Below are 15813 nucleotides of genomic sequence, written 5' to 3' on the forward strand. Positions count from 1 at the left end.
GTCGAGCCTGCCATATAGCGCGTAGGAGCCGCTACCGCCGGCACCGTGTCCGCGGGCGAGCGGCATCGGCGGGCGGCCGGTTCCCAGCCGTCCGCCGTCCGGACCGGCACGTGGTCAGGCAGTCGACAGCTGCGCCTGCCACATCCAGTGCAGTTGCTCCAGCCGGGCCGCGATCTCGATGAACAGGTCCTGCGTCACCGGGTCGGCCTTCTCGGTGGCGTCGATCCGCTGCCGGAACCGGCCGATCACGGTGGCCAGGTTGTCGACGATCGCATTGATCACGTCGGTGTCCTGCTGCCAGCCGTCGGGGAATTGCAGCCCGGCCGCTTCCTTGGCCACGGTGGCCGCGCGCCCGTCGGGGCTCACGCCGATGGCGGTGGCGCGTTCGGCGGCGGAATCGGTGAACTCGCGGGCCGCGCTCACCAGCTCGTCGAGGGCCAGGTGCACGGAGCGGAAGTGGGTGCCGAGCACATTCCAGTGTGCCTGCTTGGCGATCAGAGACAGATCGATCAGGTCGACGACGCTGGCGCGCAGCGCGTCACCGGTGATGCGCTGTTGTTCCGGGTCGAGTGTGCTCTTGATCGGGACGTTCATCCTCGGATGCCCTTTCTCTCGTTGCGCTCGATGCGCCGGACACGGGGCGACTACCCGGCCCCGCGGCGCTCAATCACCGATACCGGTGTTACCGCGGCCACCGTCGGTGTACTCGTCACACGCCACGGCCGGCTCCGCGAGCGCCCACGACACCGGGCAATCCACGTTTCACCGGCACCTGCCCGGGTAGCTCGCGGGCGGATCGCAACCACACTCGGAAAGGAGCAGGTATGGGCCAGCAGCACAATCTGACCGGACAGCGCGTCGCGGTGCTCGCGGCGGACGGAGTGGAGCAGGTCGAACTCGTGCAGCCGCGGTCGGCGGTGGAGGATGCCGGGGCCAGCACCACCCTGCTGTCACTGAAATCGGGCGAGATCCAGGCCATGAACCATGACGTCGAAAAGGGCGACACCTTCCGGGTGGACCGGGTGGTGGGCGAATGCAGCCCCCAGGAGTTCGATGCCCTGCTGCTTCCCGGCGGCACCACCAACCCCGACAAACTGCGGCAGGACCCGGACGCCGTCCGCTTCGTCCGCGATTTCTTCGCCACCGGCAAACCGGTCGGGGTGATCTGCCACGGACCGTGGACGCTGGTGGAGGCCGATGTGGTGCGCGGCCGCACCCTCACCTCCTACCCCAGCCTGCGGACCGATATCCGCAATGCTGGCGGGAACGTGGTCGACGAGGAAGTGGTCACCGACCAGGGTCTGGTGTCCAGCCGCAATCCGGACGATCTGCCCGCGTTCTGCGCGAAGATCGTCGAGGAATTCGCCGAGGGCAAGCATCCGGTGCATCCCGAAGGCGCCACCGCCAACCGCTGACCGGCACGCGCCGGGCCCCGCTTCCGGCGCACGAGCCGTAGCCTTCCCGCGACCGGTTCGCGCCCGCCCACCATGGTGCGGGAGAGCGAACCGGTCAGTCGTGCCGCCCCTGTCGGCCTGGGTCGAGACAACGGCAGGTGGGCGCATTCTCGCCGGATTCCCGTTACCCTGCACAGGTGAAAGACCCCGTCGACCGGCCATTATTGTTCCTCGATGTCGACGGCCCGCTGCTCCCGTTCGGCGAGCCGGGCGACCGGTATCCCAATCATCCGGCACCTGATGCAGAGAGCAACAATCCGCTCCTGGCCCGGCTCGACCCTGCACTCGGCCCCCTGCTCTCGGCACTGCCCTGTGAGTTGATCTGGGCAACGACCTGGATGCACGACGCCAATCGTTCGGTGAGCCCGCTGCTCGGCCTGCCCCCATTGGATGTACTGGATCGGCCGGACAGCACCGATGATCGAGTCGACGCATGGTTCGGCCTGCACTGGAAGACCCGCGCGCTGGTGCATCGTGCGGCGGGCAGGCCGTTCATCTGGGTCGACGACGAGATCGGCGATGGTGACCGGGAATGGGTAGCGGCGAATCACTCTGCCCGTGCGCTGCTGCACTGTGTGGACGCCCGAACGGGACTGCGGCCGTCCGATTTCGCCGTTCTCTTCGACTGGCTCCAGTACACGGTCTGGTGACGGTACCGCCCCCGGCACCCGCCGCGCTGCCGCCGGCATGGTGGGCGGGCCCGCGCAGAGGCGGGCAGCGGCTTCATCCGCTGCCGTGACCTGGATGTGCGGTGCCGTACGAACCGCGCGAAACCACACCGCGAGCTGTCACCAGCTCCGCGAGCGTGGTTACCGCATGCCAATGCTTGTCACGCTGTATCTCTTCGGTGGTGAGGTGCGGGATCACGATCACCTCGGCACCGTGTTCCAGGGCATGCTGTATCGCGATCAGCGCGCCGAGTTGCGCCCCCGTGTCAGTGACCACCGTGTACACGATTCGGAGGGCATGCGACCTGACGAGCCGGTCGAGTTGCAGGCCGTCGTAACCGGCTCTGCGCAACACAATCGCCCGTCGTAGGGCGGACCGATGTCCGGTCATGGTCGCGCTTTCGCCGTGTATTCGAGTGCCGCTTCGTAGCGCGGGCAGCGGTGGCCGGCATGAACGGCCATCACCTGGTGTGCGTGGGCGTACCCGCCGATAGGGTTCTCGCTTCCGCAGTGCGGTGTGGGATGGTCGAGCGCTCGCAGGCCATCCGCGATCTGCCGCAGAATTCTGGGATCATCGGTGACCCAGGTCTTCCCGGCGTGCAGCAGTCGCAACGTCGCGGCCATGGCCCGGCTCCCCGGGGCTCTGAACGGCAGGGCGCGTATCTCTGTCATCGGAGTACTCGGCTTTCGGTAGTGAATGGTTTGCTACAGCGGGCCGCTACATCGGGTGCCGTCACCTCGGCTCCGAATGGAGGGATTCGGACGGCGGGCCCGGCAGCCGGAGCATCACATCGCCGTTTCCGCGCGCACTCCTGGCGATTCGCGGTATTGTCTCGAATCAGTCGCGCCCGGGATGGGGATCTTGTGGGCGGCTTGTGGATCCGAGGTTCCCGGCTGTCGGGTAAACCGAGCACATCACTGGACAACAAGCCGGCACAAGCGCGATCTGCATTTGCACAAAAGCTGCTCCGAAAGGCCAGAGCGGTTGTCACTGGCGTGCAAAAGCTCTTGCCGAGTGCAAACGGCCATCACGTTATATGCAAAGTGAGGATCCCCATGCCCGTGGACAATTCGACCACGCTGCCGCGCCGCCAACTCGGGAGATACCTGCGGGAGGCCCGCGAAGCGGTGAATATGAACCTCGAAGATGTCGCACCGATATTGCAGGTGTCGGTCAGTACGCTGTCCCGCGCCGAGCGTGGACTGACCGGTATCCGAGTACCCGATGTCGAAGCGCTCTGCCGCATCTACGGCATCGACGATCCCGGAGTGGTCGCGGGATTGGTCAGTCTGGCGAAACAAGCGGCAGGCAAGAGTTGGTGGCGAGCGTTCGACGATGTCATGTCCGGTAACTTCGATCTGTACGTTGGTCTCGAGTCCTCGGCCAAGCAATTGACCATCTACCGCCCGGACATGCTGTCCGGGCTCTTTCAGACTCCGGACTACGCCCGCACGCTCGACCAGATTTACTTGCCGGACGTCACCGCGGAGGCCCAGGACAGGCATATCCAACTCAAGACCAAACGCCAGGCACTGATAACACGCAAAACCAAGCCCGCCAGTGTGGATTTGGTAGTTCACGAGTCGGTCCTGCGCACCGCCGTCGGCGGTTCGAAGGTGATGCGACAGCAGTTGAACCGCTTGGCGAATATGCCCGCCAACGTGACGGTATCCGTACTCCCCTTCACTGCGGGGTTCCCTGCGGGCATCTCGACCGGTCCGTTCACAATTCTGGACTTCGGCCACGACGGCCGAGGTCGCGAAATATCCCCCACTGTCGTGTACGTCGAGTCGTATGCGGGTGACATGTATCTGGAGCGGGCCAAGGATGTAAGCCGGTATCGTCGCGTCCATGACGTCCTCCGGCAATCGTCGCTCGACGTTGCATCCAGCAAACGCCTGATAAGGCAGATAGCAGCAAGGGAGTACTCAGCGTGAACGTCGACCTGTCAAGGGCCAAGTGGTTCAAGTCGAGCCGCAGCGCGGGTGGCAAGGACTGCGTGGAGGCCGCCTTCCTCGATGGCGGAATGGTCGGCGTCCGCGATTCCAAGAACCCGGCCGGCCCCGCCCTTGTCTTCACACCGTCGGAATGGGACGCCTTCACCACCACCATCCAAGGCGGCACACCCGGCCCGGCCTGAAACCGTTCCCGCGCCGAGTTTCCGGCACCGGCAGCAGAACGGCCTCGTCTCGAATCATCCGAGACGAGGCCGTTCCGGTATCGCACCCGGCTCAGATCACCCAGACCAGCAGTACGCCCGCGACCGCGAGAATCGGCAGACCACGGATCAACTGGCGGATCAGGTCGACCGGCAGCGGCCCGGCACTCGTGATCAGCAGCAGCCCCTCGTACGACAGTGCCGAACGTATCCTGATGCGGTATGCGGCCAGAGCCGCAGCGATCGTGCTGATCGCCGCGACGGCCGGGCCGGTGGCCAGGACGGTGAGGACAGCCGTGAGACCGAGCGCGGCGGCCGGGACGATGAGCATCGGCCACCGGAGCGCACCGTCACCGGCTCCCAGGAGCGCGCACAGTGCCGGGTCGCCGCAGATATCGCGCAGGCCCGCACTGAACAGCATCGCAATCCAGAAGGAGCCGCCGAGTCCGGTGAACGCGACGAGCAGCGGGGTGCCGATGCCGGTCGCGAACCAGACGGCCGCCACCACCGCCGCGGTGACCGCGTAGGCCGAGGGTCGGCGACGGTGCCGCAGCAGGTCGGCCCGGAGCAGCGCGGCGGTACGCCCGGCCGGCAGCCGCCGGGTGGGCGACCGGCCGACCCGACGCCACGCCCGTTCCTCCAGAATTCCGGCTAGTACCGACGGGTCCAAGCTGGTCAGCGCGGTCTGCGCCCCGGAGGTGAGGTCGCTTCCGGCAGCGAGATCCGCGCGGCTGAGGTGCCGGCAGCTCGCGGCTGCCCATATCGCCAGCCCCGCCGCCGGAACCGCCGCGACGAGCACGACCGGCCAAGTGGTGAGCGCCGGGACCGTCCACTGAACCGTCGCCGCCACCGTCAGCCCGAGACCGGCCGATGCGAAGAGCCGGCAAAGCAGCGGAAGTACCGGCCCGGGAAGTCTGCGCGACTGGACGAGTACCGCGACGGCGACGACAACCACTCCGGCCAGTAAGCCGAGCACCGTCAGCGGCCCCCACTGGTTCGCCCCCGCGATATACGCCGTGAGGCGACCGACAGCAGTACCGCCGGCCGCACCGACGGCGAGTGCCGCACCGGCCCGGACGCGCAACAACGCGCCCCGATCCACCGGCGTGGACAGCAACCATAGGGCATCGGGAGCGCTCGCACCCACCGGTCCGAACGCCCGCGCGAGCAACAGGCCACCGCTGACGGCCGCCGCGAACAACGCCCACGCACCGGCGGTCCACCCCGATTCCGCCGTGAACAGGACCGACCCCACGAAGGTGGCGGGCCGGGTCGCGGCCCACCAGACGACGCCACCGACGACATAGGCACCCAGCACCAGCTGCACCACGGTGCCCATCCGGTTCTCCCGCACGGCATGCCTTCGAGTGAATCCGCGCCGCAGCGCATATATTTCGCGCGCGGCCGGAACGACGGGCGAGGTTTGTGTCAGCGCCACAGGTCACCGTCCACGACATCGTCGGCGACCGCCGCCACCAGGTCCGGGTCGTGCGAGACCAGCAGGATCGCGGTACCCGCTTCCTTCTCCGCGGCGAGGGCGCCCGCCAGCCAGGCTCGACCCGCACGGTCCAGATGCTGCTCCGGTTCGTCGAGCACCAGCAACCGCCGCGGTCGCACGAACGCCGAGGCCAGCGCCAACCTGCGGCGCTGACCACTGGACAGGGTGACCGGCAGCTGGTCGGCCGCGGCGGTCAAGCCGACCTCGGCCAGCGCGCGACTCGCTACCCGATGCAGGTCTGTGGTTCCATGCGCAATCGCGACGAGTTGCAGGTGTTCATGCACAGTGAGGTGCGCGAAGGTGGCGTCTTCTCCGCTCACCGCGGCCACGGTTCTCCGGAAATGCGGATCGGCTTCGTCGACCTCGTGACCGTCGACGGTGATCCGGCCGGCGTCCAGCCGGTCCCGGCCGAGTACGCAGCGCAACAAGGTCGATTTACCGGCGCCGTTGGCACCGACGATCGCACAGCAGCGACCGGCGGCGACAGTGAAGCCGACATCGCGGAAGACGGTCAGGTCACCGAAGCGGCGTTCGGCCGCACAGACCTGCAGAATAGGTTCGGACACAGGGGTACTCCCGTTTTTCCTCGGACAGATAGACCAGGCGAGGAAGCGGGGACCGCTCAGAAAGTGGCAGGCACCACGGTCCCCGCACGGGGACCGGGAGCTCTGGGCCGCGGCCGGCCGGCCACATCGGGATGGCTGTGCCGGCGGAACGCGCCACGTAACCGCTGCTCCTCGGCGGTCGGCCCGCGCACGGTCCGGCACTGCCCGAACAGCAGGTCTTCGGCCCGGCACACCACGAGGTAGGCCACGGCGACCGAGACGACAGCGACCAAACCGGCCAGCAACAAGCTGCGCGTATCGGGCTGAGTGAGCACCGACCCGAACGCGGCACCCCAGACCAGCAGAAAAGCCACCACCCAATTGACGAGGTAGCGGCTGCTGAACATACCGCCAGACTAATCGATGCAGCGGTGAGTCCACTTCACACCGTGGAACCACAACGGCGTTCATCAGACCAGAAAGCCTGCTATCGCAAGAGTAGTTCGCCTGCTATCACAAGAGTAGGCGAGCAGACCGGCCTCTCTGTGATCGGTGGACCGGCGCAGACGGGCTAACGCGAAAACTCCGCCGAGCCGCCCGGAATACCACGCTGACCAGCCTTTTTCTGCTAGCTTTGGGCGCACCTGACCGAAGAGGAGACATCCATGGTGCGGGCCGGCTTCTTCCGTATCGGCATCGGCGCGGCCGTCGCTGCTTTCGTGCTGGCCGTACTCGCCGCGGTCTTCCCGGCCACGGCCGGCGCGCAGGACGCCGCGCCGGCGATTTCCCTTTCCGCGACGGTTTCGGGAACCACGATCGACTACACCGTGACCGGCGTCCCGAACCGGCGCGACACCTTCCCCGTCATCCCCGGCGAATGCACGACCGTCCTGGTGAACACCGCCGTCGCCGCGCCCGTCCTCGCCCCCGCCGCCGTCGATACGCTCAGCGGCCGCGAACCCGATGCCTTCGCCCTGTTGCAGCGGCTGATCGCCGACGGCGCCGTCACCGCCGGACCGCGCGTCCAGTTTTCCGCCGCCGGCCAGGTCACCGGATCGTTCACCGGTATCCCGCGCGGGGTCTATCTGGTCGCCACGGTCTGCAATGTGAGCCCGCTCAGCGGTGAGTTCCGGCCGGAACTGCTCGATATCGTGCCCGTGGTCGTCACCGATTTGCAGGCCGGTTCGGCGGCCTCCGCCCGGTAACCGGTACCGGCAAGCACGAAACATATTCGCGCGCGCGTTCTTTCCCGAAATCCGTCTCCGGAAATTCGGTTGACCCGCCTGCGATGATAGAAGCATCACGGAGACGAAGCTCCGCGGATATCCGAGCTGGTGGCAGCGGCCCGGTCTCCAAAACCGACGCCAGCGGGTTCGACTCCTGCCGGATATGCGATATCGCCGAAACCTCGGCGATGATATTCCGGGTTCGCCCCGGGACAACGCGGTGTGGCGCAGTGGGTAGCGCGGCGGGCATGCTCCTGTAGCCCAATCGGCAGAGGCGGCGGTTTCAGGAACCGTTGGTTGGGGGTTCGAATCCCTCCAGGAGTACGGCCGTGATTCGAACACCCGCCCGATAGGTCCGAGTGCGGTGAGAATGGAGCCCACAGCAGAATCGGGCAAGGGGTGATCGTGGCGGACGAGCGGATTGCGAACGCCTATTCGGCGAATGCCGAGTTCTGGATCAGGGTCGTGCGCGAGGACCGCGATCCGTTCCGGACCCGGCTCACCGATCCGGCGCTACTGGACATGATCGGCGACTGCGCCGGCCAGGTAGTTCTCGACGCAGGTTGCGGCGAAGGGTATTTCGCGCGTGAACTGGTGCGACGCGGGGCCCGGCAGGTGCACGGTGTGGACACCTGTCCCGAATTCGTGGTCGCGGCGCGTACGCACCCCGACCACGATCCGGCCGCAACGACCTATCGCGTAGCCGATGTCGCCGATCTCCCGCTTGCGGGCGCATCGGTGGATTTGGTGGTGGCGAACCGCCTGCCGCACGGTATCGATGAACCGGGCCGGCGCTTCCACGAGTTCGCCCGGGTTCTGAAGCCGTCGGGCCGGCTGATCCTGCTCGGTATGCATCCCTGTTTCTATGTGTCCCGCGCCGAACGCGCCGCACCGGGCGGGCTGTCGCTGGATTCCTACTTCGGCACACGCACAGTGGAGCAGCGATTCGAGGTGCAAGGTGAGCTTTCCCCCGCGGCATCGGTACAGCAGTTCTATTCCCTGGAAACCTATTTCGCATTTCTCGCCGACGCCGGCTTCGCGGTCACAGCCCTGCGAGAGCCCCATCCGACCCAGGCAGAGCGAGACAGCGATCCGTGGTGGAACAAGAACTTCACCCGGCCGCTGTTCCTACTGCTCGAATGCCGTCCGTACCGCAGTCCCCGCGCCGCTGGATGATGATTCTCCTATCCGCGTACCGCCCCGTCGGCACTCCTTTCGCCACCGCCGACACCAGCTGAAAAGACGACTGACGTAGCTCACCGTTTTCGCCGGACGGATTATGTCGAGCCGGTGGGTGCAGCGATGTCACTCGGTGCGGTCCAGGCGGTTTGATGCCCTGTGCGGCCACGCACGGGACGCCCGGCTCATACCAGCTGACACTCGAGTAGTTCTACCGATCCACTGTGATGCTTTCCACGGATTCGCCGCAGTGCAACCGGCGCGATGCTCAACGTATGCACTGGATGAAGCGTGCGATACCGACACATAGAGCGAAAGCGGTGCGGCGGACGGTCGTGCGCTCCACGGTCGCGGCGGTAGTCGCCTCGGCCACCGTAACGGGGCTCGGCGGTTGCACACTCACCCCGGACCGTGAGATCGAGGCCCGCGAACTGGCCGAGGCAGTGGAAAAGATGCCCGGGGTCTATCAGGTATTCGATACCTACAGCAACGATTTCACTGCCGGAACTTTCGTATCGCTCGGCGTGAAGATGCAGAAGGACGCATCCACAGCCCACGCGGAAGCTGTCGCACTACGGATCGCTCACAGTTTCCGGACGGACTTCTCCCGGCACAGCCGCGATATGCGCCTCCTGGCAGCCGACTGGACATTCGAACACCACACCAGTAAGCGAAACGAGGAAAACTTATCGCCCGAATCCATCACAGCCGACCTGCGGACCCTCTGGCAGATCCGCGCAGCGATGCCGACACCGCGACATGTCAGCTGGAAACGGGTATCTTCCAGTGCCGTATTGAGGGTCGGGGACGCCACCGACGCGGCGGTACTCCACGCCGTCCGTTCCGTACTCGGCGATCGAGCAGTCCGAGTCTTCGCCACCATCAGGGGCGCACCGACGTTTCGACTGACTGGTCTGCCGCCCGCCGACTCTCCCTCGGGTCTTCGAGCTCGAACCGCCGCCACCCACTGGCAGATCGACTTCCCGTTCGGACCCACTGACGAGGCCCGCGCCCGTAGCACTGTGGAACGGTCACCATTGAAGGTTGGCAAAGTCACCGTATCCGGCGGATACATCAACGAAATTCAAGTCTATGCAGCTCATTCCACGCAAGTCCACGCCGACCTTTCCGCTTTCATCGAAAGTAGCGCTGTCACCCCGGCCCACCCGTTCTTTCTGCGATGGAACGATTCCAGCCGACCCGATCCCGACCTTTTCTTCGCGGGTTCCGTCCATGTCGCGGGCTGCGATTACGCCGACAATCTCGGTGAGCAGAGCCCGGAGCTTTACTACACGCCAGAGGCGATCACCCTGCAGAAGCAGTTGCGCAGCGAGTACGACAACTGCCCGAAATGAGCTCACGCACAAGAAACCAGCCCGTCGCCGCCGCCGCGTTAACCAGGCAGTGTCTCGGGCAATCAGCGAGAGGGATCAGGCCGGACATCACAATCCCATTCTGGGGATCACAGCACCGGCCATCAGCGCGCCTATCGTCAAACCTGCGGTCGTCGCAGCGTACCGGCAACGAAGATGCGTTCTCCGCCGACGCTTCCCGGCGCTACCGTGAATGATGGAGCGATCGAGGTGTCGGCGCCATGGCGATGGTCTGTGCACTTCGCACACGCGCTATCGCCAAGCCTGGACCAGGTCATCGGTAGTGCGTCCACGGCTTCAGTGGCAGACAAGGCGGTCATCTCTTGCACGTCCGCCAGGTGCAGTGGCTGCACGGTCATCTTTGTGGTCTGCCGAAAAGGCCCGACCATGTGTTTGCAGCACAAAGTAAGAAGAAAACTTAGTAAGACTCAATCTTACTTTATGTGGGAGCCCGTGCGGACGATGTACCTGGATACCGCTGTCTTGGGACATCCCCGCGAGCGCGGCGAGCACGCCGAACAGGAAGCCGCCCAGCGCGCGCAACGGACCATCCCCGCGTGCGCGGGGAGCACCGCCCTACCGTCTTTGGCGAGTTCGGTGATCCGGGCTCATCCCCGCATGCGCGGGGAGCACACTTCCTGACCTGTATGTTCACACGCGGAAGTGGCGTTTTTCATTCATTTTCGGGCTCCAGTAATAAAGATAGTCGTTGACATGTTTCGCATCGTCGTCGGTTGATCGCTTCCAAATTACGAGGGATACACAGGGATGGACGGGGCGGGAATGCCACCGGGAAGACCAAGGGGGCTCGTCTTGTGAAGTAGGCATCGCCAGGTCGATCAACGATGCGTCGCCGGTGTCTGCCGCCTTGCGGAGGTTGCTCTCTCCGGTACCGCCCACGACATCCGCCCACCGAATCGGTGCGGCACGGAGTGTGGTCGCGGTCGGTGCGTCGGCGAGATGTTCTGTTCCGCGCGCAGCGGGTATGCCGTTCACCGGCCCCGGCACCAGGGGTTTCCACGACTTCCGTAGCGTTCACGACAGGTTCCGCCGAGGAGGAAGGTCGAGTGTGACGGAGATCGAGGGCGGGCGAACGGTGCGGGTCGGCGAACGGGATATCTACTGCGCCGAATCCGGTTCCGGTCCTGTGGTGCTGCTGTTGCACGGGGGCGGCCCGGGGGCGTCCGGTGCGGCGGCGTACGCGCACAACATCGACGCGCTGGCTCGGCGGTTCCGGGTGATCGTCCCGGATATGCCGGGGTACGGGCGGTCGAGCAAGTATCTCGACCGATCCGATCCGTTCGGCGATCTGGCGGCCGCCATGAGCGGGCTGCTGGAGACACTCGGGCTACGTAGCGCGCACGTGGTCGGGAATTCCTACGGCGGGGCCGCGGCGTTGCGGATGGCGATGGATTCGCCGGGCAAGGTCGAGCGTCTGGTTCTGCTCGCTCCGGGTGGTATCGGCACCACCCGGGCGCTGCCGACCGCGGGTTTGCGGGCGCTGCTCGCCTATTACGGCGGTGACGGTCCGAGCCGGGACAAGCTCGCCACCTTCATGCGTGAATACCTCGTGCACGACCCGGGCAGCATCACCGACGAGATGATCGACCTCCGCTATCGCGCGAGCCTGGATCCCGAGGTCGTCGCGAACCCGCCGCTGCGCCGCCCGTCCGGGCCCTCCGCACCGCGCACTCTGCTGCGGATGGACCTCACCCGGGACCCCCGGCTGCGCCGGATCACGCATCCGACCTTGGTGATCTGGGGTGCGGAGGATCGGGTGAACCGACCCTCCGGGGCGCAGTTGCTCGCCCGCCGGATGCCGAACTGCGACGTCTACCTTCCAGCAGCTACCGGGCATTGGGTCCAAGGCGAGCGGCCGGAATTCTTCAACAGCCTGGTAACCACATTCCTCGCCGGACCGTCGTAACCGGCACCGATTGCCTTCCTCCCACCGTGAACAGCCGGGATTCCTCCTGAACAAAGCAGTTGCCCGGCGGGTTCCTGCTCCACTCGAGGCGGGCCGTCCGGACTTGCCGGTCGGCCCCGCCGGACCGCGGAAGCGCGGAGATGGGTCGCCACACACAAGCGTTCGACTCCTGACGGACCAGGCTTGCATCGCTACGTTTCCCGGCAGCGGCACGCTGGACTCGGCGGCATCCGTTGCCGGTAGCACCGTCGCCGCACCCGGGACCCGATTCCTGTCCGAACCCTGGATCGTACCGATGAGTTTCGGCGTACCGGCCGAATTGCGGTTCACTTTCCGCTAATGTCGCGCTGGCCGGGCGAATGTCCGGCGGGGTCCGGGCCGCGGCGCGGCGCCGGTCCCGATATCGGCTCGGCGGTCGGTGTACCGATCGCTTCGTCCGTAGAGGAGCAGTATGTATCCCGGCGCGCATGTCGATCGTTTCCCTGATAAACCCGCGGTGATCCTGGCCGAAACCGGTGAGACGCTGACCTATCGGGAACTGGAGGACAACTCCGTCCGGCTCGCGCGGCACCTCCACGACGCCGGTCTGCGCAAGGGCGATCACGTCGCGCTGCTGTCCGGGAACGATCCGAAGGTGTACGAGGTCTACTGGGCAGCGTTGCGATCCGGGCTTTACATCACCGCCGTGAACCGGCATCTGTCGCCGAGCGAGATCAGCTATATCGTCAACGACTGCGGGGCGCGGGCGCTCGTCGCGTCGGCCGGTCTGCGCGAGGCCGCCCAGAAGATCGTCGAGGAAACGCCGGGCGTGCAGATCCGGCTGGCTTTCGGCGGCGCGGTCGAGGGGCACGGATCCTACGAGGAAGCGCTGGCTGCCGCTTCCGCCGAACCGTTGGCCGATCAGCCGCGGGGCGCCGATATGCTCTATTCTTCCGGGACCACCGGGCGGCCGAAGGGGATCAAACATCCGCTACCGGACCGGCAGGTCGGCGATCCGCCCGGTGACACCTACACCGCCGTCTTCGGTCCCCTCTACGGGTTCGATACCGAGACGATCTACCTCTCCCCCGCTCCCCTGTACCACGCGGCGCCGCTGCGGTTCGGGGGCGTGGTGCACGCGCTCGGAGGGACGCTGGTGGTACTGGAACGTTTCGATGCCGAACAGGCTCTGGCGGCCATCGAGCGCTACCGCGTCACCCACAGCCAGTGGGTGCCGACCATGTTCGTCCGGATGCTCAAACTCGACGAGGCCGTCCGCGCGCGCTACGACGTTTCGAGCCTGCGGGTGGCCGTGCATGCGGCCGCGCCGTGCCCGGTCGAGGTCAAACAGAAGATGATCGACTGGTGGGGTCCGGTGCTACACGAGTACTACGCGTCCACCGAGGGCAACGGAGCGACCTTCATCGACAGCGAGCAGTGGTTGCGCAAGCCTGGGTCGGTGGGGCCGGCCGGGCTGGGCGCGGTCCGGATCTGCGGCGAGGACGGCGCGGAACTGCCGGTGGGCGAGATCGGCACGATCTATTTCGAACGCGAGGAAGTGCCGTTCACCTACCACAACGATCCGGCGAAAACCGAGCAGGCGATCCATTCGCAGCATCCGACCTGGACCACCACCGGCGATATCGGCTATATCGACTCCGACGGTTTCCTGTTCCTCACCGACCGCAAAGCGTTCATGATCATCTCCGGTGGCGTGAACATCTATCCACAGGAGATCGAGGACGCCCTCGCCCTGCATCCGCAGGTTCTCGATGTGGCCGTGATCGGCGTCCCGGACGAGGAGATGGGCGAATCGGTGAAGGCCGTGATCCAGCCGGCTCCCGGCGCCGAACCCGGACCGGACCTCGCCGCGGAACTCCGCGACTATCTGCGCGACCGTATCGCGCACTACAAAGTCCCGCGCACGATCGATTTCGCCGACGAACTCCCCCGCACCCCGACCGGCAAACTGGTCAAGGGCAAGCTACGCGCCCAGTATCTGTGAACATCGGAAACTTCGGGACACCGGACCCCGGCACCGGCCACCGCGTAGACATCCGGCACCGACGACCGCGTAGACACCCGGCACCGGCGACCAGGCAGACACCCGGCACCGGCGACCGGGTGGCTCGCGCACCTCCGAGCCGCCCGGTGCCGGATAATCGGCAGTGAGCCCACTGCCCCACACCGGAGACCACAGATGCCCACGCCGGATGGCCGACGAGCATTTCCCGATCCCAGGAGTGACGGAGTACGGCGGTCGCCGCGGCAGGACAGATCGCGTTTCACCGTCGATACGCTCTTGGAAGCGGCGGCGCAGTTGTTCGGGCGCGACGGTCTGGCCACCACCACCAACCACATCGCCGAGCGGGCCGGGACCTCGATCGGCACGCTGTACCAGTACTTTCCGGACAAGCAGGCGATTCTGCACGCGCTGGCCCGTCGGCACGTCACCGAGGCCGCGGAGCGGCTGGGTGCCGTCTTCGACGAACTGCGCGCCACCGAGCCGCCATTCGAAACGACACTTCGCGCGGTGCTGGACGTGGTTGCCGAGCTGCACCGGGATCGTCCCGGATTGCACGCCTTGATGCACCGGATCGCGTTACGGGAGGCCGGTGAGCTGGCGGCCGTCCACGCTTTCGAGGATCATCTCGCGAACGAACTCGCCTACCACCTGCGCCGCTGCCGTCGCGGTGGCCCCGATCCGGCGCTCACAGCTCGGATCCTCATGCACACGATCGACGCCCAGGTGCACCGGGTACATCCCCGTCATCCGTTGACCACCGACGACCTCGTCGCCATGGTCGAACAGCTGGCGCCGCCGGTATCAGCGCCCTGACCGGACCACGAACGGCTGGTGCCGCCGGTATCAGCGCCCCGACCGGACCGCATCGGCGAGGACCGTGCGTACGGCCGCGGCCAGCTGCGTGAGCCCCGGTTCTTCGACGGGAAGATGCCCGCAGTTGCCGAGCAGCACGATTTCGGACCGGCCGGCAATCCGTTCGAGGAACCGGATGCTCAACTCCGGCGGCGTCCACTCGTCCGCGGCAGGGTGCACGAGGGTTATCTGTGCGGCGGTGAAGTTCTCCGGACGGGTGTGCCGGTAGTCCGCGAAACTGCTGAGGAAACCGAGCGGTACCCGAGCCCCACCGCCCTGCGGATCGGCCGCGCACAGTCGTGACAGCTCCGGATCACGGCTCATCTTGTCCATATGCGCTATCCAGCGGATCGGTACACGGAACCGGCCGCATACCGGGTGGAGCCACCGCAGCAGCCGCGGACCCGACCGGCCCGGCAGGTTCCAGCGGGTCGCGGTCGCGAGCGCCGCCGGATCGGCGGGGTCCAGTAGACAGGTCGCCACGACGTGCGTTACCGCGCCGGTGCGGGCCGCTACTTCGTAGGCCAGCATCCCGCCCATACTCGCACCGAACAGCACCAGTGGGCGGTCGTCCACCTCGGCTTGCTGTCGCACCAGATCGCACAGGAGGTCGACCCAGTCGTCGTAGCGCACCCCGCCCGGGGCCGGTTCGATCGTCCGGCCGTACAGCGGTAGGTCGATGGCCGTGGCATCCACGTTCTCCCGGAAACCCAGCGCGACCGCCGGCCACAGCAGACCCGAGTAGCCACCGGCGCCGTGGATCGCGAGAACCCGGACCGGGGCATCGGCTACCGCGGCGCGCAGCAAATGGACGCGCCGTCCCTTCCATTCCCACCAGTCGGATACCGGTTCGCCCGCGGAATCGGACCGGTAGGGCTCGGGCAGGAACTCGGCGTACATGCGGTGCGCTGGAGCGTTCATACCTCC

17 protein-coding genes and 2 tRNA genes are annotated in these 15813 nt (G+C 66.4%); 12 read left to right on the plus strand and 7 right to left on the minus strand.

Translation table 11 applies throughout. The features are described from left to right. Positions 1-114: 114 nt before the first annotated feature. Positions 115-594: a Dps family protein gene (locus IU448_RS20920; protein WP_195057332.1), complete on the minus strand. Its 480-nt coding sequence runs from the start codon at positions 592-594 to the stop codon at positions 115-117. 230 nt (positions 595-824) lie between these two features. On the opposite strand from IU448_RS20920, the gene IU448_RS20925 reads away from it, so the two are divergent. Together IU448_RS20925 and IU448_RS20930 are read left to right on the plus strand one after the other, a co-directional pair. Beyond that, on the plus strand, positions 825-1415 hold the full coding sequence (locus IU448_RS20925; RefSeq protein ID WP_195057333.1) for a type 1 glutamine amidotransferase domain-containing protein: 591 nt from the start codon (positions 825-827) through the stop codon (positions 1413-1415). A 176-nt stretch (positions 1416-1591) separates the two neighbouring features. Further along, positions 1592-2104, plus strand: a complete 513-nt coding sequence (locus IU448_RS20930; protein ID WP_195057334.1) for an HAD domain-containing protein — start codon at positions 1592-1594, stop codon at positions 2102-2104. Between the two features lie 73 nt (positions 2105-2177). Here the strand turns inward: IU448_RS20930 and IU448_RS20935 are convergent, their stop codons facing one another. Both IU448_RS20935 and IU448_RS20940 read right to left on the minus strand, forming a co-directional pair. Continuing rightward, complete coding sequence (locus IU448_RS20935) at positions 2178-2399, minus strand: hypothetical protein (RefSeq protein WP_195057335.1); 222 nt, start codon at positions 2397-2399, stop codon at positions 2178-2180. 110 nt (positions 2400-2509) lie between these two features. Beyond that, positions 2510-2794: a hypothetical protein gene (locus IU448_RS20940; RefSeq protein ID WP_195057336.1), complete on the minus strand. Its 285-nt coding sequence runs from the start codon at positions 2792-2794 to the stop codon at positions 2510-2512. Between the two features lie 384 nt (positions 2795-3178). Here IU448_RS20940 and IU448_RS20945 point away from each other — a divergent pair, with 384 nt between their 5' ends. Continuing rightward, on the plus strand, positions 3179-4060 hold the full coding sequence (locus IU448_RS20945; protein ID WP_195057337.1) for a helix-turn-helix domain-containing protein: 882 nt from the start codon (positions 3179-3181) through the stop codon (positions 4058-4060). Continuing rightward, entirely contained in the window at positions 4057-4263 is a 207-nt protein-coding gene (locus tag IU448_RS20950) for a DUF397 domain-containing protein (RefSeq protein ID WP_195057338.1), read from the plus strand. Before IU448_RS20945 ends, IU448_RS20950 begins: the two co-directional genes overlap by 4 nt. A 91-nt stretch (positions 4264-4354) precedes the next feature. Here IU448_RS20950 and IU448_RS20955 read toward each other — a convergent pair whose 3' ends face one another. The 3 genes from IU448_RS20955 to IU448_RS20965 all read right to left on the minus strand — a co-directional run bounded on the left by IU448_RS20955 (position 4355) and on the right by IU448_RS20965 (position 6731). Next, on the minus strand, positions 4355-5620 hold the full coding sequence (locus IU448_RS20955; RefSeq protein WP_195057339.1) for a DUF6297 family protein: 1266 nt from the start codon (positions 5618-5620) through the stop codon (positions 4355-4357). Between the two features lie 89 nt (positions 5621-5709). Further along, a complete protein-coding gene (locus tag IU448_RS20960; RefSeq protein ID WP_324188656.1) occupies positions 5710-6345 on the minus strand; it encodes an ABC transporter ATP-binding protein in 636 nt (211 codons plus the stop codon). A gap of 56 nt (positions 6346-6401) precedes the next feature. Beyond that, a complete protein-coding gene (locus IU448_RS20965) occupies positions 6402-6731 on the minus strand; it encodes a DUF6412 domain-containing protein (RefSeq protein ID WP_195057503.1) in 330 nt (109 codons plus the stop codon). Positions 6732-6989: 258 nt separating this feature from the next. On the opposite strand from IU448_RS20965, the gene IU448_RS20970 reads away from it, so the two are divergent. From IU448_RS20970 to IU448_RS21005, 8 genes are all read left to right on the plus strand, one after another. Beyond that, a complete protein-coding gene (locus IU448_RS20970; protein WP_195057340.1) occupies positions 6990-7529 on the plus strand; it encodes a hypothetical protein in 540 nt (179 codons plus the stop codon). Between the two features lie 117 nt (positions 7530-7646). Beyond that, positions 7647-7716 (plus strand) — tRNA-Trp (locus IU448_RS20975). A gap of 84 nt (positions 7717-7800) precedes the next feature. Next, positions 7801-7874, plus strand: a tRNA-Leu gene (locus tag IU448_RS20980). A gap of 81 nt (positions 7875-7955) precedes the next feature. Continuing rightward, positions 7956-8726, plus strand: a complete 771-nt coding sequence (locus IU448_RS20985; RefSeq protein WP_195057341.1) for a class I SAM-dependent methyltransferase — start codon at positions 7956-7958, stop codon at positions 8724-8726. A gap of 446 nt (positions 8727-9172) precedes the next feature. Then, a complete protein-coding gene (locus IU448_RS20990; protein WP_195057342.1) occupies positions 9173-10084 on the plus strand; it encodes a hypothetical protein in 912 nt (303 codons plus the stop codon). 1087 nt (positions 10085-11171) lie between these two features. Continuing rightward, a complete protein-coding gene (locus IU448_RS20995; protein ID WP_280457708.1) occupies positions 11172-12029 on the plus strand; it encodes an alpha/beta fold hydrolase in 858 nt (285 codons plus the stop codon). A 451-nt stretch (positions 12030-12480) separates the two neighbouring features. Continuing rightward, complete coding sequence (locus tag IU448_RS21000) at positions 12481-14013, plus strand: acyl-CoA synthetase (protein ID WP_195057344.1); 1533 nt, start codon at positions 12481-12483, stop codon at positions 14011-14013. 195 nt (positions 14014-14208) lie between these two features. Then, positions 14209-14847 (plus strand): TetR/AcrR family transcriptional regulator, encoded by a 639-nt coding sequence (locus IU448_RS21005; protein WP_195057345.1) that lies wholly within the window; start codon positions 14209-14211, stop codon positions 14845-14847. A gap of 30 nt (positions 14848-14877) precedes the next feature. Here IU448_RS21005 and IU448_RS21010 read toward each other — a convergent pair whose 3' ends face one another. Then, positions 14878-15807, minus strand: coding sequence for an alpha/beta hydrolase (locus tag IU448_RS21010; protein ID WP_195057346.1), 930 nt, complete (start codon positions 15805-15807; stop codon positions 14878-14880). Positions 15808-15813 lie beyond the last annotated feature (6 nt).

It is taken from the genome of Nocardia flavorosea (assembly GCF_015477805.1).
GTDB classification, from domain to species: domain Bacteria; phylum Actinomycetota; class Actinomycetes; order Mycobacteriales; family Mycobacteriaceae; genus Nocardia; species Nocardia flavorosea_A.